Genomic DNA, 21539 nt, shown 5'->3' with positions numbered 1-21539 from the left:
ACAGGTCAAAAGCTGGATTCTTTATGAAGAATCAACAAGAGTGGTACCGCGGTCAGCCAAAGGCTCGTCGTCTCTTTATCTATTAGATAGGAGACGGCGGGCTTTTTTGTTTTTGTAAACGAGAAGGAGAGGTAGAAGAGGATGGAAAAGGACAATCAGACGTTAAAACGCACGATGACGTCCCGCCATATTATGATGATGGCGCTGGGCGGAGCCATCGGCGCAGGTTTATTTAAAGGGAGCAGCTCAGCGATCGATGTGGCAGGTCCATCTGTCATTATCGCATACCTGCTCGGCGGAATTATTTTGCTGTTTATTATGCAGGGGCTCGCGGAAATGGCTGTGCGCAACCGAAACGCCAGAACCTTCCGGGATCTTGTCCAGCAGGTGTTAGGAAATTACGCTGCTTACTTCTTGGATTGGATATACTGGAAAATGTGGGTGCTTAACATAGCGGCTGAAGCTGTTGTCGCTGCGATCTTTATTCAATATTGGCTGCCGGGCTGCCCGATCTGGGTGCTGGCATTAGGAATCTCGCTTGTCGTCACGATTGTGAACTTGCTTTCTGTTAAAATCTTTGCTGAAACCGAATATTGGCTGGCCATGATCAAGATTACCGTTATTATTGTCTTTATTATATTAGGATTGCTGCTCTTATTTGTATCATTCGGTGATCATACAGCCTCTGGGTTTTCAAACCTGACAGAGCACGGCGGATTTTTCCCGCATGGCGGCACAGGGCTGATTACGGCAATGCTTGTTGTGATTTACTCGTATGGCGGGACAGAAATTATTGGTGTAACGCTTGCTGAGACAAAGAATCCTGAAAAAGTTGTCCCGAAAGCTGTCCGCAGCACATTGACACGGATTGTCGCGTTCTACCTGCTGCCGTTTTTCATCATCGTCAGCCTGATCCCATGGAATCAGGTCAATTCCGTTCCGGAAAGTCCTTTTGTGATGGTCTTTAAAATGGTTGGCATTCCGGGCGCCGATCATATCATGAACGCAGTGATTCTGCTGGCAATCATTTCCTCAATGAATTCAGGTTTATACGGATCATCACGCATTTTGTATACACAGGCAACTGACGGAAGGCTTCCGAAGATCTTTTCGAAGCTTTCATCAAAAAATGTACCAATGTTTGCGATTCTGATGTGCACTTCCTCACTCTATATTGGCGTATTGATTTCTCTGTTCGCTGGAAGCCAAACGTTTAATTACCTAATGGGTTCATTGGGATATACCGTTTTATTCATTTGGCTGATCATCGGATTCGCCCATTTGAAATCGAGAAAACAGCAAACAGAAACACCGGCCTATTATGTAAAATGGTTCCCTTACACGACATGGTTTGCGGTTTTGGCGTTACTTGCCATTCTGGTCGGGGTTATCATGACAACATCAATTGTCATAACCCTTATCACGGCGGCGATTTATCTTTTGATTACAATTGCGTATTGGATCAATGGCCGCAAACATCAGTAAATGAGAAACCTCTTGTCACATCGACAAGAGGTTTTTTTATTATTGTGCAGCTTTCTCATTTACACCAATCGCTGCGGCTTTCTGTGCTTTTGATTTTGAATTTACGAGGCAGATGCTCGTCACAATCAGCAGCAGACCTGCCAAGAGGCTCAAGGTGAGCGGTTCATGCAGGAATATGGAGCTGGCCACGATCGAAATGAGCGGAATCAAAAAGGTGTAGGATGCGACCTTGCTTGCTTCTCCTGAGCCGACAAGTGTAAAAAAGACAAGCCATCCAAGCGCGATAACGAAGACAGAGATGAACAACAGGCTCGCAATAAACGGAACCGTCCATTGGATCGCAGAAAAGCTTTCTGTCCAAAAGCCGGATATAAGCAGAAACGCGCTTCCGATCGTCAGCTGCAAAGCGACCATCCAGATGGAATCGACGCGGCTGCCTGTCTTTTTCATATATACTGTCCCGAGCGCCCAGCTGAGTGCGGAGCCGAGAGCCAGCAGAACTCCAATGACAGAAATATGCCCGCCAAAGCCTGCGGCACTGATGACGGCCACTCCGGCAAAGCCGAGGATCAGCCCGATTACTTTCAGAACAAACATGGATTCGCCGAGCCACAGCCAAGAAAACACGCCCATCAGCACCGGCTGAAAGAAGACGATCGCGGAAAACAGGCCGGCAGGAAGGTAATTCAGCCCGATCGTTTGCAGGCCGTAGAACAACGTAATATTTAAAAGTGCAGAAACAAGATAAATCGGCCACGTTTCTTTTAAGCGTAATTTATGAATACGCGGCAATGCGACAATGACTAATAAAAGTCCGCCGATCAGCGTCCGGATGCCCGCGAATAATAATGGCGGGGAATAAGCGAGTGCTGCCTTCGACAGCGGCCAGTTGATGCCCCACATGATGACGAGAAAGGCGAGAAGAAGAGCTGTCCGCGTTTTTGAGAGCTGCTTCACTGTTCAATCACTCCTTGTAGTACGTTTCCATCATATGATACGGTAGAACATAAGATAAATAAAATGAATCTTTTTTATAAGGAGTATAAGTAAATTGTTATGACCATTACACAATTAAGGGTTTTCGTAAAAATAGCTGAAACGGGAAGCTTTACAAAAGCGGGGCAGGCGCTGAACATGACACAGCCGGCTGTCAGCCATGCGATTTCTGCGATCGAAGCAGAGCTTGATGTGAAGCTGATCATTCGTGACCGGCGCAATGGCCTGATGCTGACGGATACAGGAAAAAAGATTTTAGTCCACATCAGGGAAGTCCTAAAAGGCATTGAAAAAGTTGAGCAAGTCGCAGCCGCGGAAAAAGGGCTTGAACTGGGAACAATCCATATCGGCACATTCTCAACTGCTTCGGCTTATTTTATGCCAAAGCTGATCAGTGAGTTTAAACAAAAATATCCGAAATTGGAGCTTGTGCTGCACGAGGGAACTGTAAATGAAGTCAAGGAGTGGCTTCACACGCGAATGATAGATGTCGGCATCCTTCTATATCCAACAGAGGAGATGGAGTACATTCATTTGAAAAAAGATAAAATGGCTGTCGTGCTCAGGGACGATCACCCGCTTGCCAGTCACGCGTCCATTACGCTGAAAGAGCTTGACCATGAACCGATGATCGTCTGTGACGGCGGCTATGAATCACCTTTTATCGATATGTTCCGGCAGGCGGGTGCTACGCTGAACGCCGCTTTCACAGTCTATAACATGAATACCTCGATCAGTATGATCAGAGAAGGACTGGGCCTGGCGATTTTATCAGAAATGTCCATGTCGGGCATGCCGCTGCCTGAGCATGTGGTGACACGGGATTTGGACCCGCAGGTATACCGTGATGTGCAGCTTGCTGTTCCGTCGATGAAGGAAGCTTCTCTGGCGGCTAAACTCTTTATTGAGATGGCGCAGGATCTGTTTGGGACAGAATAATGGTGCCCAACTGTTCGTTTTATATTGTTCGAATTTCATCGAATCAAATTCTTTTATTCCTGAATGCAGTTGTGTTATGGTGTGATAGAAGTCCTTTCGATCATGACTTGACAGCTTGAGGCTGTTTATTGATATCACAATTGCAAAGGAGAAAAACATGTCTACTCAACAACGCAAAGATACCTTGCTTTCTGTCTTGAATTTATCTCCGGTTGTTCAGGGAGGAACGATCGCAGAATCATTCCGAAACAGCATGGACTTGGCGCGCCGTGCGGAGGAATGGGGCTATCACCGCTACTGGCTCGCTGAGCATCATAATATAGAAGGTGTCGCAAGCTCTGCCACCGCGGTCCTGATCGGCCATATTGCCGGCGGCACAAAGAAAATCCGCGTCGGCTCCGGCGGCATTATGCTCCCGAACCACTCTTCACTGGTAATTGCTGAGCAATTCGGCACACTGGAAACACTGTATCCCGGACGGATTGATCTGGGGCTCGGACGTGCTCCTGGAACGGACCAATTGACAGCACGAGCGCTGCGCAGAAATATCAACAGCGGTGAAGATTTCCCAGAGCAATTAGAGGAACTGCGTAATTACTTTAAACCGACCGGGAATGTGCGCAATCAAGTCCGCGCCATTCCGGGAGAGGGCATAGATGTACCGATTTGGCTGCTGGGATCAAGCGGCTTCAGCGCCCGACTGGCGGGCGAACTCGGTCTTCCATTTGCGTTTGCCGCCCATTTCTCACCGGCGAATACGGTTCCCGCATTGGAGCTGTACCGCAATTCCTTCACGCCGTCAGAAGTGCTCGACGAACCTTATGCGATGGTCGGTGTTACCATTATCGCGGCAGATACAAACGAGAAAGCGCAGCACCTTGCGACGTCGCATTATCAAAGATTTCTTGATCTTGTCCGCGGCACGCCGAACCAGCTAAAGCCGCCTGTTGAAGATATGGACCAAATCTGGAGCCCGTATGAAAAAGCAATGGTCAATGAGCAGCTGAGTTCGACGATTGTCGGCGGTCCAGAAGAAGTGAAAGCGAAGCTCGAAGACTTTGTCAAAACGACGCAGGCTGATGAAATTATGGTCAACTCAGAAACCTTTGAACACGCAGACAGAATGCGCTCGTTTGAAATCATCGCAGATGTTTGGAAAAACAGATAACAGCTATAAAAAAAGCAATGTAGCGGGGAGATCCCATACATTGCTTTTTTTATTCATTCAGTTCTCTGGCCGACTGGCGAATAATTAGCTCAGGCTCAAATATAACATCCTCTTGCTTCGGCTTTTTATGCTCTAAGCAGTCAATAACATATTTGGCCGCTGCTTGTCCGAGCACGGATTTCGGGTGCTTGACAGAGGTTAATTTGACCTCGGAGATTTGCGCGAAATGCGAATCGTCATATCCGACGATAGACATATCCTCTGGCACTTTAAGATCCATCTCTCTTAGCATATCAATCACCTTCAGCGCAATTTCATCGTTATAACAAAGAATGGCTGTCGGCATATGCTTGCTGTTTTTCTCCAATGTGGACTTTACTTTCTCCAGCAGTCTTGATTCTTTTTCTTCCGTTGTAAACGTTACAATCATATCTGGGGAAGGGAATAACTCACGGTCCCGGTGTGCCTGAATAAACCCATTCATCCGTTTGACGCCCTGCGTGTCATCTGCTTTGAAAATGCCCATCATATGCGTGTGGCCGAGAGAAAGCAAATGCTCCGCTGCCATCATCCCGCCTTTCACATCATCTAAGGTAAAACTCGGTGCGGCAAGCTCGGCATATGATGCGTTAATCATCGCGAAAGGAATGCCGTTTTTCTCCAAATTCAGATAGTAGCCGATATTTGGTGTTTGCAGGGCGCTTTTAGTCGGCTCTACGATGAGTCCGTCAATATGCTGGGACAGCAGGTTTTCTAACCCTCTTCTTTCATTGTCGGGGTTGTTGTTTGTGCTTGTCAAAAGCATCGAATACCCCTGCTCGCTTAAATAAGACTCGATTCCTCTGATGATGCTCGGGAAAATATAGTCTGATATGTAGGTTGTCAGAACACCGATCGTTTTATTGGAATGCAGCGCTGACTTAGCAGAGCGTGAAGCGACAAAGGTGCCCCCGCCTTGTACGCTGTACAGCAGGCCTTGTGATACGAGGTCTCCGATCGCCTTGCGAATGGTATGCCGGCTGACGCCGAATTGCTGCATTAATTCGTTTTCTGTAGGGATCTTTTGATCAGGCAGTATTTTGCCTTGGTTAATCCATGAACTGATTTCTTCTTTTACTTGCGCGTATTTTGGTAACATATCCATTCCTCCAAAATGTATACGGACAAATTTCAGTATATCACAGCGTTCTTTGTAAGAAAACATTGACAGAAAATGCAAAGACGATTATTCTATATTTGTACGTACTAATTAGATGTAATTTTCGTTAAATTTTAATATAAGTACGTACAAACACAAAGAGAAATGTAAACGCTTTACTCAACATTCGGGAGGGCAGGGAAATGAAGAATACTCCAACGCAATTAGAACCAAATGCTCCTGTAACAAGAAGCCATTCAATGGGATTTGTCATTTTGATTTCATGCGCGGCGGGTCTTGGCGGCCTATTGTATGGCTATGACACGGCAGTGATTTCCGGCGCCATCGGATTTCTGAAAGATTTATACAGCCTGAGTCCGTTTATGGAAGGTCTTGTGATTTCCAGCATTATGATTGGAGGAGTGGCGGGCGTCGGGATATCCGGATTTCTAAGTGACAGATTCGGCCGGAGAAAAATTTTAATGACAGCGGCCTTGTTATTTGCGGTATCCGCAATCGTTTCAGCGCTTTCTCAAGACGTGTCCACTTTAATCATTGCAAGAATTATCGGCGGCCTCGGGATTGGGATGGGCTCATCACTATCTGTTACGTATATTACGGAAGCAGCGCCGCCTGCCATACGGGGAAGCCTTTCTTCCTTATATCAGCTCTTTACGATATTGGGTATATCCGCAACGTACTTTATTAATCTCGCTGTGCAGCGGTCCGGAACATATGAATGGGGCGTCCACACCGGCTGGAGATGGATGCTCGCTTATGGGATGGTGCCGTCTGTGATCTTTTTCCTCGTCCTGCTTGTCGTGCCGGAAAGTCCGAGATGGCTGGCGAAAGCGGGCAAAACAAATGAAGCGTTAAAGATCCTGACACGTATTAATGGAGAAACTGTTGCAAAAGAAGAATTAAAGAACATTGAGAACTCTTTAAAAATAGAACAAATGGGGTCGCTCTCCCAGCTGTTTAAGCCAGGTCTCAGAAAGGCGCTTATCATTGGCATCCTGCTTGCGCTCTTTAACCAAGTCATTGGCATGAACGCCATTACTTACTACGGGCCGGAAATCTTCAAAATGATGGGTTTCGGTCAAAATGCCGGATTTGTGACAACCTGTATCGTTGGGGTTGTAGAAGTCATTTTTACTGTTATTGCGGTTTTGCTGATTGATAGAGTCGGACGAAAAAAATTGATGTCCATCGGTTCTGCTTTTATGGCTATTTTTATGATCTTAATCGGGACGTCGTTCTACTTTCAGTTAACAAGCGGATTTATGCTGATCTTCTTTATTTTAGGTTTTGTGGCTGCCTTCTGTGTATCAGTCGGACCGATCACATGGATAATGATTTCTGAAATCTTTCCGAACCATCTGCGTGCGCGTGCTGCGGGCATTGCGACCATCTTTTTATGGGGGGCAAACTGGGCGATCGGGCAGTTTGTGCCAATGATGATCGACTCATTCGGGCTCGCCTATACATTCTGGATCTTTGCAGTGATTAACATCCTTTGCTTCCTGTTTGTCGTTACGATCTGCCCGGAAACGAAGAACAAATCGCTCGAAGAGATTGAAAAGCTTTGGATAAAATGAAAACGCTTTAAAAGAGCAGGCCCTTTCTATTGGAAGGGCTGTTTTTGTTGGGATGCACCTTTTGGCGTTTTCTGTATAAGATAAAGATATATAGGAAAAAATAATGCTGGATAATCGCCGCGGCATGAAAACTCTGCGAATATTGTCGATGAATTGGCTCTTAACAGTTGAATAAACAATTCCACCCTGTTAAAATAATTAAAGAAAGCAGAAATAATTTTTTTTGGCTATGATGGGACGTTTTTTGTCATAGCGGGACGTTTAATGTCCAGCAAAAAAAGGAAGGAACGTTTGAGTCATGAACCAGTTAATACAAGCTCAAAAAAAATTATTGCCTGATCTTCTGGTCGTTATGCAAAAGAGGTTTGAAATCTTGCAGTATATCAGGCTGACAGAACCCATCGGGCGAAGAAGCCTGTCTGCCAGTCTCGGAATCAGTGAGCGTGTGCTGAGGGGCGAGGTTCAGTTTTTAAAGGAACAGAACCTGGTCGATATTAAAACAAACGGCATGACATTGACAGAAGAGGGCTATGAACTGCTTTCCGTTCTGGAAGATACGATGAAAGATGTTTTAGGTTTGACGCTTTTGGAAAAGACATTAAAAGAACGGTTAAATCTAAAGGATGCCATTATCGTATCCGGAGACAGCGATCACTCCCCATGGGTCAAAAAAGAAATGGGAAGAGCGGCTGTCGCATGTATGAAAAAAAGATTTTCAGGCAAAAATATCGTCGCTGTAACTGGCGGTACGACAATTGAAGCTGTCGCCGAAATGATGACGCCGGATTCTAAAAACCGCGAGCTTTTGTTTGTGCCTGCAAGAGGCGGTTTAGGCGAAGACGTGAAAAACCAGGCGAACACCATATGTGCGCATATGGCGGAGAAGGCTTCAGGCACTTACCGGCTTTTGTTTGTTCCGGGACAGCTGTCACAAGGCGCCTATTCATCTATTATTGAAGAGCCTTCTGTCAAAGAGGTGCTGAAGACGATTAAATCAGCGAGTATGCTGGTTCACGGAATCGGCGAAGCTAAAACCATGGCTGAGCGAAGAAACACACCTTTAGAAGACTTAAAGAAAATAGATGATAACAACGCGGTGACAGAAGCGTTCGGCTACTATTTTAACGCGGATGGCGAAGTGGTCCACAAAGTGCATTCTGTCGGAATGCAGCTGGATGACATAGACGACATCCCCGATATTATTGCAGTAGCGGGCGGATCATCAAAAGCCGAGGCGATCGAGGCTTACTTTAAAAAGCCCCGCAACACGGTTCTCGTCACAGACGAAGGAGCCGCAAAGAAGTTATTAAGGGATGAATAATCCCTCAATATAAATATCTCTCACTTATTTAAAGGAGGAAACAATCATGGCAGTAAAAGTCGGTATTAACGGTTTTGGTCGTATTGGACGTAACGTATTCCGCGCAGCATTAAACAATCCTGAAGTTGAGGTAGTAGCGGTTAACGATTTAACAGATGCTAACATGCTGGCTCACCTTTTACAATATGATTCTGTACACGGAAAATTAGACGCTGAAGTTTCAGTTGACGGTAACAACCTTGTTGTTAACGGCAAAACAATTGAAGTTTCTGCAGAACGCGACCCTGCTAAACTTAGCTGGGGCAAACAAGGCGTTGAAATCGTAGTTGAATCTACTGGTTTCTTCACAAAACGCGCAGACGCTGCGAAACACTTAGAAGCTGGCGCAAAAAAAGTAATCATCTCTGCTCCTGCTAACGAAGAAGATATCACAATCGTTATGGGTGTTAACGAAGATAAATATGATGCGGCTAACCACCATGTTATTTCTAACGCATCTTGCACAACAAACTGCCTTGCGCCGTTTGCAAAAGTACTTAACGATAAATTCGGCATCAAACGCGGTATGATGACAACTGTTCACTCTTACACTAACGATCAGCAAATCCTTGATCTTCCGCACAAAGACTACCGTCGTGCGCGTGCAGCAGCTGAAAACATCATCCCAACATCAACTGGTGCTGCTAAAGCAGTTTCTCTAGTTCTTCCTGAACTAAAAGGCAAACTGAACGGTGGAGCAATGCGTGTTCCAACTCCAAACGTTTCTCTAGTTGACTTGGTTGCAGAACTGAACCAAGAAGTAACAGCTGAAGAAGTAAACGCAGCTCTTAAAGAAGCGGCTGAAGGAGATCTTAAAGGAATCCTTGGCTACAGCGAAGAGCCATTAGTTTCTGGCGACTACAACGGAAACAAAAACTCTTCTACTATCGATGCTCTTTCTACAATGGTTATGGAAGGCAGCATGGTAAAAGTAATCTCTTGGTACGATAACGAAAGCGGCTACTCTAACCGCGTTGTTGACCTTGCAGCTTACATCGCAAAAAAAGGTCTTTAATTTATAGCTGAAAAAAGGACCTGACTTGGTTCTTTTGAATAGAAGCGCTATAATGAAAGCGGACAAGGGATGGGGACGGACTCCCTTTCCCTTTTTCCATGAAGACCGGCTTTCATAAAACGCTCTGTGATAGAGAAACGACCGCGTTATTGCAGCTTTGCCGGCGCTTTCGCCTGAGGCCGCTGCCCTGGCTTCAGGTGAACTGCCCTGTGCCGAAAAAGACTGCGATCTGCCCTAGCGGAGTTATCGCTTGACCAGGCGGTTTCACGTTTTTCGTGCTGTATGCAAACCATTTTGAAGGAGGATCTCCTAGGCATGAATAAGAAAACTCTCAAAGACATCGACGTAAAAGGCAAAGTTGTATTCTGCCGCGTTGACTTTAACGTTCCAATGAAAGACGGGGAAGTAACAGACGATACACGTATCCGTGCTGCGCTTCCAACAATCAAACACCTTGCAGACCAAGGCGCGAAAGTCCTTCTTGCGAGCCACTTAGGCCGCCCGAAAGGCGAAGTGGTTGAGGAGCTTCGTTTAACTCCTGTCGCTGCACGTCTCGGCGAACTGCTTGGCAAAGAAGTGAAAAAAGCAGATGAAGCTTACGGCGATGCTGTTAAAGCACAAATTTCTGACATGAAAGACGGAGACGTTCTTGTATTGGAAAACGTACGCTTCTACCCTGGTGAAGAGAAAAATGATCCTGAGCTTGCAAAAGCATTTGCTGAGCTTGCAGATGTATATGTAAATGACGCATTTGGTGCTGCCCACCGTGCTCATGCATCTACAGCTGGAATTGCCGAGCATCTGCCAGCAGTTGCAGGTTTCTTAATGGAAAAAGAGCTTGACGTGCTAGGAAAAGCAATTTCTAACCCTGAGCGCCCGTTCACAGCAATCATCGGCGGAGCGAAAGTAAAAGACAAAATCGGTGTAATCGAAAGTCTTCTTGATAAAGTAGACAACCTGATCATCGGCGGAGGTCTTGCTTATACTTTCGTTAAAGCGCTAGGCTATGAAATCGGTAAATCTCTTCTTGAAGAAGATAAAATCGAGCTTGCGAAGTCATTTATGGACCGCGCGAAAGAAAAAGGCGTTAACTTCTACATGCCTGAAGATGTACTCGTTGCAGATGATTTCTCTAACGATGCAAACGTGAAAATTGTGCCGATCTCTGAAATCCCTAGTGATTTAGAAGCAATCGACATTGGTACGAAAACACGCGAAACGTATGCTGACGTCATCAAAAACAGCAAACTTGTCGTGTGGAACGGACCGATGGGCGTATTCGAAATCGACTTGTTCGCTCAAGGAACAAAAGCGGTTGCGGAAGCATTGGCAGAGGCGAAAGATACATACTCTGTCATCGGCGGAGGAGACTCTGCGGCAGCGGTTGAAAAATTCGGCCTTGCTGACAAAATGAGCCACATCTCAACAGGCGGCGGCGCATCCCTTGAGTTTATGGAAGGCAAAGAGCTTCCAGGGGTAGCTGCACTGAACGATAAATAATCTCAAAACTGCTATAAGGAAGTGGAACAGATGAGAAAACCAATTATCGCCGGTAACTGGAAAATGAACAAAACACTCGGCGAAGCTGTCAGCTTCGTTGAAGAAGTAAAGTCTTCCATTCCAGCAGCAGACAAAGCGGAAGCTGTTGTTTGCGCGCCAGCGCTTTTCTTAGAAAAGCTTACTTCTACTGTTAAAGGCACTGACCTTAAAGTCGGCGCTCAAAACATGCACTTTGAAGAAAGCGGCGCGTTCACAGGCGAAATCAGCCCGGTTGCTTTGAAAGACCTTGGCGTTGACTATTGCGTCATCGGCCACTCTGAGCGCCGTGAAATGTTCGCTGAAACTGATGAAACAGTCAACAAAAAAGCACATGCTGCTTTCAAACACGGCATTGTGCCGATCATCTGTGTAGGTGAAACGCTTGAAGAGCGCGAAGCCGGCAAAACAAATGATCTTGTCGCTGACCAAGTGAAAAAAGGCCTGGCTGGTCTTTCTGAAGAACAAGTTGCTGCTTCTGTTATTGCGTATGAGCCAATCTGGGCAATCGGAACAGGCAAATCTTCTACAGCGAAAGATGCGAACGACGTGTGTGCGCATATCCGTAAAACCGTCGCTGAAAGCTTCGGCCAAGAAGCTGCAGACAAGCTTCGCATCCAATATGGCGGAAGCGTAAAGCCTGCAAACATTAAAGAATATATGGCAGAGTCCGATATTGACGGTGCTTTGGTCGGCGGCGCGAGCCTTGAGCCACAGTCATTCGTTCAATTATTGGAGGAAGGTCAATATGAGTAAAAAACCAGCTGCACTCATCATTCTTGATGGGTTCGGATTACGAAACGAAACAGTAGGGAACGCAGTCGCTTTAGCGAAAAAACCGAATTTTGACCGCTACTGGAACCAGTATCCTCATCAAACATTGACTGCTTCTGGAGAGGCTGTGGGCCTTCCTGAAGGGCAAATGGGGAACTCTGAAGTAGGACATTTAAATATCGGGGCAGGGCGTATTGTGTACCAAAGCCTTACACGTGTAAACATTGCGATCCGCGAAGGAGAGTTTGAACGCAACCAAACATTCCTGGACGCCATGAAGCACGCGAAAGAAAACAACAAAGCCTTGCACCTGTTCGGTCTTTTATCGGACGGAGGCGTGCACAGCCATATCAACCATTTATTCGCGCTCTTAAAGCTTGCGAAAAATGAAGGGCTGACAAAGGTATATATCCATGGCTTCCTTGACGGCCGTGATGTAGGTCCGCAAACGGCGAAAACGTACATCAACCAGCTGAACGAACAAATCAAGGAAATCGGTGTGGGTGAAATCGCCAGCATTTCCGGACGTTACTACTCTATGGACCGCGACAAACGCTGGGACCGTGTAGAAAAAGCGTACCGCGCAATGGCATACGGCGAAGGCCCGACATACCGCAGCGCACTGGATGTTGTAGATGATTCCTATGCGAACGGAATTTATGATGAATTCGTGATTCCATCTGTCATCACAAAAGAAAACGGTGAGCCTGTTGCGAAAATCCACGACGGCGATTCTGTCATTTTCTATAATTTCAGACCTGACCGTGCGATTCAGATTTCTAACACGTTCACAAACAAAGACTTCCGTGACTTTGATCGCGGCGAGAATTATCCGAAGAACCTGCACTTCGTCTGCCTGACTCACTTCAGTGAATCAGTTGACGGCTATGTAGCGTTTAAACCGATGAATCTTGATAACACAGTCGGAGAAGTATTATCCCAGCACGGATTAAAACAGCTTCGAATTGCAGAAACTGAAAAGTATCCGCACGTCACGTTCTTTATGAGCGGCGGCCGTGAAGCTGAATTCCCGGGTGAAGAGCGTATTCTCATCAACTCGCCGAAAGTTGCAACATATGACTTGAAGCCTGAAATGAGTGCGTATGAAGTGAAGGACGCGCTTGTCAAAGAAATTGAAGCAGACAAGCATGACGCGATCATTCTTAACTTCGCAAACCCTGATATGGTCGGCCACTCCGGAATGGTTGAACCAACAATTAAAGCAATTGAAGCAGTGGACGAATGCTTGGGCGAAGTCGTTGACGCGATTCTCGCTAAAGGCGGACACGCTATCATTACCGCTGATCACGGTAATGCTGATATTCTGATTACAGAATCAGGCGAACCGCACACTGCACATACAACAAACCCAGTCCCTGTGATTGTTACGAAAGAAGGCATCACGCTGCGTGAAGGCGGAATCCTAGGCGACCTTGCACCAACGTTATTAGACCTTCTCGGTGTTGAAAAACCGAAAGAAATGACAGGAACATCTTTAATTCAAAAATAATTTGAAAATCAAAGGAGAGACAAAACTCATGCCATACATTGTTGATGTTTATGCACGCGAAGTATTAGACTCCCGCGGCAACCCAACAGTTGAAGTTGAAGTATACACAGAAACAGGAGCTTTCGGCCGCGCATTAGTGCCAAGCGGAGCTTCTACAGGTGAATACGAAGCGGTTGAGCTTCGTGACGGCGACAAAGACCGTTACCTTGGAAAAGGCGTGTTAACAGCTGTTAACAACGTTAACGAAATCATTGCTCCAGAGCTTCTTGGCTTTGATGTAACTGAACAAAACGCAATCGATCAGCTTTTAATCGAGCTTGACGGTACTGAAAACAAAGGCAAACTTGGTGCGAACGCAATCCTTGGCGTATCTATGGCTTGTGCGCGTGCTGCTGCTGATTTCTTACAGATTCCTCTTTACCAATACCTTGGAGGATTCAACTCAAAAACGCTTCCTGTACCGATGATGAACATCGTCAACGGCGGAGAGCATGCTGATAACAACGTGGATATTCAAGAATTCATGATCATGCCTGTAGGTGCTCCAAACTTCCGTGAAGCACTTCGCATGGGCGCTCAAATTTTCCACAGCCTGAAATCAGTATTAAGCGCAAAAGGCTTAAACACTGCTGTAGGTGATGAAGGCGGATTCGCTCCAAACCTTGGTTCTAACGAAGAAGCGCTTCAAACAATCGTTGAAGCAATCGAAAAAGCCGGCTTCAAACCTGGCGAAGAAGTAAAACTTGCTATGGATGCTGCATCTTCTGAGTTCTACAACAAAGAAGACGGCAAATACCATCTGTCTGGCGAAGGCGTTGTGAAAACATCTGCTGAAATGGTTGACTGGTATGAAGAGCTTGTTTCTAAATATCCAATCATCTCTATCGAAGACGGACTTGATGAGAACGACTGGGAAGGCCACAAGCTTCTTACTGAGCGTCTTGGCAATAAAGTTCAGCTTGTTGGTGACGACCTCTTCGTTACTAACACGAAAAAACTTGCTGAAGGCATCAAAAACGGCGTAGGCAACTCTATCCTGATCAAAGTAAACCAAATCGGTACATTGACTGAAACATTCGATGCAATCGAAATGGCGAAACGCGCAGGCTACACAGCTGTTATCTCTCACCGTTCAGGTGAAACTGAAGACAGCACAATCGCTGACATCGCTGTGGCAACAAACGCAGGACAAATCAAAACAGGTGCTCCGTCTCGTACGGACCGTGTTGCGAAATACAACCAGCTTCTTCGCATCGAAGATCAGTTGGCTGAAACTGCTCAATACCACGGTATTAACTCTTTCTACAACTTGAATAAGTAATAAAATGACCGCCGGGATTTTCTCTCGGCGGTTTTTTTATGCTTTCAAAGGTCCATATAAAGCCTCACCATATCACGGCATTGAATACCGTCTTCAAAAATCTCCTCCTCGTAGTGTCTGATAAAAAAATCATGGTCAATTCCTTGAAGGCGAAATCCGCATTTTTGATATAGAGACAGCTGATGGATGCTGGAATTTCCAGTGCCTATCTCAATCACCTTTGCTCCCATATGTTTCGCTTTTTCAATGGCGTCGCGGATAAGAAGCTTGCCAATGCCCTGTTTTTGCATTGTTTGTTTTACTGCGATGTTAACGATTTCTACCGTTTGCGGCCGAGTTGTGATGATCACGTATACACCGGCTAATTCGCCTGATAGATAGCCTGTGTAGCACTCTCCTCTGGCCAAATATTCATCAACAATTTCTATTGATGGGTCGGCGAGCAGCAGAAGCTCATACAGCGCTTGATCATAGTTTGTTGCTTTTTGAATGGTGAGATGTTGCATGATCATTCCACCTTTTCACATTCTTATAGAGATATTTTCGTGATTTCCTCCAATTTCATACCATTCTATTATAAAATATGTAACATAGGAAATCTGTACAAAATAGTGGATAACAACTAGGAGGAAAGTCACATGTTTTGTAAGGAATGTGGTCAAAAAAATAATGAAGGGGCCAAGTTTTGTAAAGAATGCGGCACCCCGATAGGAGGAAGCAGCAGACAGGCACATAAAGAAACAGCAAGCACTGCTGAAACGAAGCAGGCTCCGAGAAAACCAATCCCTAAGAAAACCATCATGTTATGGAGCAGCATTGCCGCAGCGTGCGTGATAGTATTCGCCGCATATAAAACCGGAGCGTACTTTACTTCAAAGGATAGGTTAGTCGACAAGTTTGAACAGGCTGTAAATGATGAGGATAAAGACCAAATCGCGTCTCTTCTTACGCCGGTAAATGACAAGCTTAAGCTTACTAAAAATAATGTAAAGCCGTTTCTTACATATTTAAAGGATCATCCTGACAAAAAAGATGAGCTTTTTGCATCGCTGCGTGCTGAAACAGCCCAAAAGGATATCGTATACGCGGAGAAAGACGGGAAAAGCTTGCTTGTTTTTGACCATTATGACTTAAAGGTAGCACCTGTTTATTTTGAAGTGACCAGCAATTATAAAAATACCGATCTATATGTCAATAAAGAGGATGCCGGATCTGTAAAGAAAGCGGATCAAGCACAAACTCTAGGGCCGTACATCCCCGGCGAATATACAGTCTCAGCCAAACTGAAAAACGATGTAGTCGATCTTGTAAAAAAGGAAGACATACAGGCGGTGGGCGATAACAGCTTTCGTGTTGATCTCTCACTAGAAGCAGACGATGTGACATTCAGCTTAGCAGATGACATCAAGAGCGGGAAGGGAGACTTGCTGATTAACGGCAAGTCGATTCATAAAGACCCGTTCAAATCTGTAACATACGGACCGCTTCTGACAGACGGATCCATGACGGCTTCAGTCGAGGCAGCATTTCCATGGGGGAAAACAAAAACAGCGGGCGTTCCGATCGATCATAAAGAAATGGAGTTAACGTTAATTCCTGATCAAGCTACACAGGAACAGATTATGAACACAATTGTCAAAACAACAAAACAATACTCCAAAGCGCTATCTGATGGGAATACAGCCGAGATGACAGAGGCAAGTGCCAATTGGAAGGCGGAGACGAAGGACACCGTCGATTCTATGAAAAGCGCGGATTCATACTTAAAAGATAGATACTTGGAAACTGATTTTGACCTGGACACATTTGCCCTCTCTCAGAAAAACGACGGAACGTGGCAGGTATCGGTAACAGGAAAAGAACTTCACCAGTCTTCTTCGTATAACGACTATACAAAATCTGAAATGACTGACGAAAGTCCGAGTTATGAATATCTTCTTTCATATGATAAAAAACAGAAAAAATGGATTTTTGAAGATGCAGAATCAACATTCGAATCTGCCGGTACAAATATAAAGAAAATCAAAAATGACAAACCGGAGACGTACACATCCGCTTGGGCAGGCTCGAAAAACAAAAACAGCGAAAGCTCTGCAAGCGGTGATGTTACAGATGAACAAGTGACATTATTCATGGGCAGTTATCTGCAAAATCAGGCAGATGCCGTGAATCAAAATAATTTCTCACTGATGGAAGACAGCCTTGAAAAAGGCAGTTCCCTTTATTCCGACCAGCAGCATCTCGTGGCGAAATTAAATAAAGAGGGAACAACGGAAGACTTTAATAACTATGAAGTGAAAAGCTGGAGCCAAAATGGATCAGCGATTACAATTAAGACGTACGAAGAATTCTATATCACAAAATCAGGCGGCAGTCCAAAGCTCAGAACATATAATTGGACTTATACCGGCGTAGTGAAGAACGGAAGAATTTACTTAACGTCGATTCAATAAAAACAACCCCATCGCCAGCTGGTGATGGGGTTGTTTTTTTAAAAGAACATATAACGGAAAATCTCCTTGATATAGTGTTCGATCATAAGCTGAAATGTAACGCAGGTGATCAGATAAATCACAATCGTTGAGTAAATGATATCAGCCTTTCCTTTATATGAATGCTGGTAACTGCTCATCATCGCAGGAGGAATGGCAAAAAATGCACCGATTAAACCAACGACTAACACGGTAAAGCAAATGTCTGTATGTAATAAAAACAATAAAAGGGCAAAAATCAAAATAGCTGTAAACGGAATGAGAAACGCACCAAACCTTGAAAAGGAATCCTTGAAAGATACTTGGTTTCCCGCGATTTTCAAAGCGAAAAAGATCAAGGCATGCAAACCGAAAAGAAACAGGGCAAAGTAAATGGTTGGTTCTAAGAAGACTGCTGTAAAGCTTACGCTTCCGGGACCGTCTGATAGAAGAGTGTACAACATCAAAGGGGTCAGCAAACTGAATAGAACCATCGTAATAACTGCGCTGATCAGCTGCTCTCCGCCTGTTGTTCTACACTCCTGATAAGGGCGTTTCAGGACGGCAAGGACAAAAGAACCGAACTGCTTTGCAGCTTGTTTTGCAGTGGCTCCGGTTTGAGCTGCCTGCTGTTGGCCTGATTGACCAGGGAGAGGTGATCCGCATTTCTCACAAAACTTTCCGCCATCTGTTTGATGGCCGCATTGAGGACAATACATAAAATAACTCCTTTATCTATAATATAGGGAAAATAGACTAATAGGTTTATTATAAAAGAAAAAAGTTGTAAAGTAACCAATATTCATACAAAAATACCATATAAAAAAGACACGAGCCCAATAGCAGCTGTGTCGTTTTTATATGCTAGTTATTTATATATTTCTCAAATACATCCCCAAAATCCTTAATATGATACTGCGAGCGAACGGATGTCAGCCAAGTGAATCCGAATTCAGTCAGCTCTTTATATTGCGTTTCAATATTGACGTGCTCTGGACGGGTATGGTGAAGAATCGTTGCGGCTTTATCCAAGCTTTGTTCCGCTTGATTGATTAAAATATCATTTTCATAGGTTGTTTCTGCGATACGAAGCAGTGCTTTATAAAGGTCTTTTAACTTTTCAATTTGGTCTTTGTGCACATCGATGTCGAATTGTTCACCGCCCAGCTTGAACTTAATTTCAACATCCAAATCGACTTTTCCGGCGGTTTCCAGAAAAACGTCAGAGATTTTATACTGCGAATAAGGATAGCGTTTCAATGTTCGTTTTGAGGAAGTGGCGCGTTCGCCGTCTACATGGATCAGAGCCAGATTCGTAAAGCAGTATTCGTCTGCTTTTGTTTTAATCAAGAAATATATTTTCTCATTGTCTTCATGCATGACATAGTCATCAGCATCTGTTTTGTCATAATCCTGAGGGTCGATAATTTTTCCGATATCAGATAAGCCCAGTGCATCTGCTGCAATTTTTTTGAACATCTGCATACGTCCTTCCTATTCCATTTGTCACTTTATTGTAGCATGGAGTGTTTCTGTCAGGCTATAACTGATAAAATCACAACATTTTATCCACAAAAGAAAGCAGTTCCCTTACTTCAGGAAACTGCTTTCTTTTGTTTTCGGCACGTATTGAAAGACTTCCTCGCTCTCAAAGAATTCAATCAATCTGCTCAGCCAGTCATAGTAATGGAGCCATTCTCTTAATTCATTCAGCAGCTGATTGACTTTCTCTTCCGCTTCCGGGGTAAGCCCGTCCCTTTGTAAAAGATCAGTCAGCTCCCGGTTTAATTTTTTATACAGCACTTTGTTTTTGCTTACGACCTTTGTCCAGTTCGCCGCAAATAATGAAATGAAGGTTTGATAATAATCCTGCTCGACGTCATATAGGTCTTTTCGTACGCCTTTTTCAAACACCTTTTCGGCAATATTGGCATCGATCATTTCACGGACAACCTGGCTCATCCGTGTTTTGCTCATGCCTGTTGCCTCTGACAGCTCGCTTAGCGTCATCGGTTTTCGATTCATATAGATAATTCCAAGCACACGCCCGACAGTTGAAGGCATTCCAAACGTATGCATATTTTCGGCAATCTTCTCAATGAGATGCTCTTCAGCATGTTCAATGATGTCGAGAGCAGTTTTTTCCACAGCTGATCATCCCTTCAAATGGCAATTGATGGTGTCAATATAACATATTTCTGACAGTTGTTGAAAATAGCTGAATGCAGAGGAAGAGGGAGGGATCCGGCGTAATTGTAAGAACACCCTCTCCGTCTTGGTCATAACAATAGATAATCTGTAAATAACATATAATTTCAACACATTGTAAACTTTTTATTTTATAAAGTTCAAACTATAATAAAGATTATACTTTTCAGAAAATTAAAGAGAACCTGCGGAGGTGCACGGATTGCTGAAATTAGAACAAGTGTCAAAAGTATATAAAGGCGGCAAAAAGGCTGTGAACAGCATTGATTTAGATATCGCCAAGGGCGAATTTATCTGTTTTATCGGCCCGAGCGGCTGCGGAAAAACGACGACGATGAAAATGATCAATAGATTAATTGAACCATCGTCAGGAAACATCTTTATCGACGGAGAAAATATTATGGAGCAGGACCCGGTTGAACTGAGGAGAAAAATCGGCTATGTGATTCAGCAGATCGGTCTGTTCCCCCACATGACCATCCAGCAGAACATCTCACTTGTGCCAAAGCTGCTGAAATGGCCTGAAGAAAAACGGAAAGAACGGGCGAGAGAGCTGTTAAAGCTTGTGGATATGGGCCCGGAATATTTAGGCCGTTACCCCCATGAGCTCAGCGGCGGACAGCAGCAAAGAATCGGCGTGCTGCGTGCACTGGCTGCGGAACCCCCTCTCATTCTAATGGATGAACCGTTCGGAGCGCTTGACCCAATTACGCGTGATTCCCTTCAGGAAGAATTCAAAAAACTGCAAAGAACCTTAAACAAAACGATTGTGTTTGTAACCCATGATATGGATGAAGCGATTAAGCTGGCTGACCGGATCGTGATTTTAAAAGCGGGAGAAATCGTTCAAGTCGGCACACCCGATGAGATTCTCCGGAACCCTGCAAATGAATTTGTTGAAGAATTTATCGGGAAAGAACGCCTGATCCAGTCGAGACCGGATATCGAGCGGGTAGAGCAAATGATGAACAGAACACCTGTGACGGTATCAGCGGACAAAACGCTTTCACAGGCGATTCAGCTGATGAGAGAAAAACGTGTCGATTCACTGCTTGTTGTGGACCGGCAAAATGTGCTGAAGGGCTATGTTGATGTGGAAATGATTGATCAAAACCGCAAAAAAGCGAGCGTCGTTGGCGATGTATACCGCTCGGATATATATACTGTGCAAAAAGGAGCGCTTCTTCGCGATACGGTCCGGAAAATCCTGAAGCAGGGAATCAAGTATGTTCCTGTGGTGGATGAACAGAATCATTTAGCAGGAATTGTGACGAGAGCGAGCCTTGTTGATATCGTATACGATTCCATATGGGGCGAGGAAGACCAGCTCATGACGATCTGACCAGGGGAGGAGCTCTATTAAGATGAATCAAATGATGACTTTTTTGCAAACGAACGGCGGAGAACTGCTGTATAAAACAGGTGAGCATTTATATATTTCACTCATTGCCGTTGTATTGGGCATTATCGTTGCGGTGCCGCTAGGCGTTGCTCTCACCAGAATGAAGAAAGGCGCAGGCGCGATTATAGGCGCCGTCAACATTGTGCAAACACTGCCGAGCCTGGCGATTTTAGCCTTCTTTATTCCGCTTCTCGGTGTCGGAAAAGTGCCTGCAATTGTCGCTTTATTTTTCTATTCGGTGCTGCCGATCCTGCGCAACACGTATACCGGCATTAAAGGTGTCAACAAAAATCTGCTGGAATCGGGAAAAGGGATCGGCATGACCGGCTGGGAACAGATTCGGCTCGTTGAAATCCCGCTGGCGATCCCGATTATTATGGCGGGGATCCGCACATCAACGATCTATTTAATCGGCTGGGCGACACTTGCATCGTTTATCGGGGGCGGCGGTCTCGGGGATTACATTTTTATCGGCTTAAACCTGTATCAGCCTGAATATATCATTGGCGGCGCCGTGCCGGTCACGATCCTGGCCATTATCATTGATTACGTGCTGGCTGTGACCGAACGAAAGGTGACGCCGAAAGGATTGCAAGGGATGAAGGAAGTTTCGTAAGG

The 21539-nt window shown here is 45.0% G+C and carries 19 protein-coding genes and 1 other annotated feature (1 of these 20 only partly in view); of the genes, 13 read left to right on the top strand and 6 right to left on the bottom strand.

Annotation, left to right across the window (positions count from 1 at the left end; all coding sequences use genetic code 11):
• Positions 1-78: a binding site (T-box leader), on the top strand; it begins 158 nt to the left of the window's first position.
• 63 nt (positions 79-141) lie between these two features.
• The gene (locus MOC09_RS11815; RefSeq protein WP_268358097.1) at positions 142-1485 is read left to right on the top strand and encodes an amino acid permease; all 1344 of its coding nucleotides are present in this window, start codon (positions 142-144) and stop codon (positions 1483-1485) included.
• A gap of 39 nt (positions 1486-1524) precedes the next feature.
• On the opposite strand, the gene MOC09_RS11810 is transcribed toward MOC09_RS11815, so the two are convergent.
• On the bottom strand, positions 1525-2442 hold the full coding sequence (locus MOC09_RS11810) for a DMT family transporter (protein ID WP_268358096.1): 918 nt from the start codon (positions 2440-2442) through the stop codon (positions 1525-1527).
• A 99-nt stretch (positions 2443-2541) separates the two neighbouring features.
• On the opposite strand from MOC09_RS11810, the gene MOC09_RS11805 reads away from it, so the two are divergent.
• On the top strand, positions 2542-3420 hold the full coding sequence (locus MOC09_RS11805) for a LysR family transcriptional regulator (protein ID WP_268370591.1): 879 nt from the start codon (positions 2542-2544) through the stop codon (positions 3418-3420).
• A gap of 157 nt (positions 3421-3577) precedes the next feature.
• Positions 3578-4588: an LLM class flavin-dependent oxidoreductase gene (locus MOC09_RS11800; RefSeq protein WP_268370589.1), complete on the top strand. Its 1011-nt coding sequence runs from the start codon at positions 3578-3580 to the stop codon at positions 4586-4588.
• Positions 4589-4637: 49 nt separating this feature from the next.
• Here MOC09_RS11800 and araR read toward each other — a convergent pair whose 3' ends face one another.
• Positions 4638-5726, bottom strand: a complete 1089-nt coding sequence (araR, locus tag MOC09_RS11795) for an arabinose utilization transcriptional regulator AraR (protein WP_268358092.1) — start codon at positions 5724-5726, stop codon at positions 4638-4640.
• A gap of 203 nt (positions 5727-5929) precedes the next feature.
• Here araR and araE point away from each other — a divergent pair, with 203 nt between their 5' ends.
• From araE to eno, 7 genes are all read left to right on the top strand, one after another.
• Positions 5930-7324: an arabinose-proton symporter AraE gene (araE, locus tag MOC09_RS11790; protein WP_268358091.1), complete on the top strand. Its 1395-nt coding sequence runs from the start codon at positions 5930-5932 to the stop codon at positions 7322-7324.
• 298 nt (positions 7325-7622) lie between these two features.
• Positions 7623-8645 (top strand): gapA transcriptional regulator CggR, encoded by a 1023-nt coding sequence (cggR, locus tag MOC09_RS11785; protein ID WP_268370587.1) that lies wholly within the window; start codon positions 7623-7625, stop codon positions 8643-8645.
• Between the two features lie 46 nt (positions 8646-8691).
• Positions 8692-9699, top strand: coding sequence for a type I glyceraldehyde-3-phosphate dehydrogenase (gene gap, locus MOC09_RS11780; RefSeq protein ID WP_268366692.1), 1008 nt, complete (start codon positions 8692-8694; stop codon positions 9697-9699).
• Between the two features lie 315 nt (positions 9700-10014).
• Complete coding sequence (locus MOC09_RS11775) at positions 10015-11199, top strand: phosphoglycerate kinase (protein WP_268370586.1); 1185 nt, start codon at positions 10015-10017, stop codon at positions 11197-11199.
• Between the two features lie 30 nt (positions 11200-11229).
• Complete coding sequence (tpiA, locus tag MOC09_RS11770) at positions 11230-11991, top strand: triose-phosphate isomerase (RefSeq protein ID WP_268370584.1); 762 nt, start codon at positions 11230-11232, stop codon at positions 11989-11991.
• On the top strand, positions 11984-13519 hold the full coding sequence (gene gpmI, locus MOC09_RS11765; RefSeq protein ID WP_268360914.1) for a 2,3-bisphosphoglycerate-independent phosphoglycerate mutase: 1536 nt from the start codon (positions 11984-11986) through the stop codon (positions 13517-13519). The genes tpiA and gpmI overlap by 8 nt, the downstream gene beginning before the upstream one ends.
• A 28-nt stretch (positions 13520-13547) precedes the next feature.
• Positions 13548-14840, top strand: coding sequence for a phosphopyruvate hydratase (gene eno, locus MOC09_RS11760; protein ID WP_268360912.1), 1293 nt, complete (start codon positions 13548-13550; stop codon positions 14838-14840).
• A 44-nt stretch (positions 14841-14884) separates the two neighbouring features.
• On the opposite strand, the gene MOC09_RS11755 is transcribed toward eno, so the two are convergent.
• On the bottom strand, positions 14885-15346 hold the full coding sequence (locus MOC09_RS11755; protein WP_268360910.1) for a GNAT family N-acetyltransferase: 462 nt from the start codon (positions 15344-15346) through the stop codon (positions 14885-14887).
• A gap of 132 nt (positions 15347-15478) precedes the next feature.
• Here MOC09_RS11755 and MOC09_RS11750 point away from each other — a divergent pair, with 132 nt between their 5' ends.
• Positions 15479-17293, top strand: coding sequence for a zinc ribbon domain-containing protein (locus MOC09_RS11750; protein ID WP_268360909.1), 1815 nt, complete (start codon positions 15479-15481; stop codon positions 17291-17293).
• Between the two features lie 38 nt (positions 17294-17331).
• Here the strand turns inward: MOC09_RS11750 and MOC09_RS11745 are convergent, their stop codons facing one another.
• From MOC09_RS11745 to opcR, 3 genes are all read right to left on the bottom strand, one after another.
• On the bottom strand, positions 17332-18030 hold the full coding sequence (locus MOC09_RS11745) for a zinc ribbon domain-containing protein (RefSeq protein ID WP_268370581.1): 699 nt from the start codon (positions 18028-18030) through the stop codon (positions 17332-17334).
• Positions 18031-18175: 145 nt separating this feature from the next.
• On the bottom strand, positions 18176-18790 hold the full coding sequence (locus MOC09_RS11740; RefSeq protein ID WP_268360905.1) for a PH domain-containing protein: 615 nt from the start codon (positions 18788-18790) through the stop codon (positions 18176-18178).
• A gap of 111 nt (positions 18791-18901) precedes the next feature.
• On the bottom strand, positions 18902-19459 hold the full coding sequence (gene opcR, locus MOC09_RS11735) for an opuC operon transcriptional regulator OpcR (RefSeq protein WP_268360903.1): 558 nt from the start codon (positions 19457-19459) through the stop codon (positions 18902-18904).
• Positions 19460-19721: 262 nt separating this feature from the next.
• On the opposite strand from opcR, the gene opuCA reads away from it, so the two are divergent.
• The gene (gene opuCA, locus MOC09_RS11730; RefSeq protein ID WP_268360902.1) at positions 19722-20861 is read left to right on the top strand and encodes an osmoprotectant ABC transporter ATP-binding protein OpuCA; all 1140 of its coding nucleotides are present in this window, start codon (positions 19722-19724) and stop codon (positions 20859-20861) included.
• 22 nt (positions 20862-20883) lie between these two features.
• A complete protein-coding gene (gene opuCB / locus MOC09_RS11725) occupies positions 20884-21537 on the top strand; it encodes a glycine betaine/carnitine/choline/choline sulfate ABC transporter permease OpuCB (RefSeq protein WP_268360900.1) in 654 nt (217 codons plus the stop codon).
• Positions 21538-21539: the final 2 nt, after the last annotated feature.

It is taken from the genome of Bacillus sp. N12A5, assembly GCF_026790125.1.
GTDB lineage: Bacteria > Bacillota > Bacilli > Bacillales > Bacillaceae > Bacillus.
Note: the sequence above shows the minus strand (reverse complement) of the source record. Positions and strands in the feature narration are given on the sequence as shown.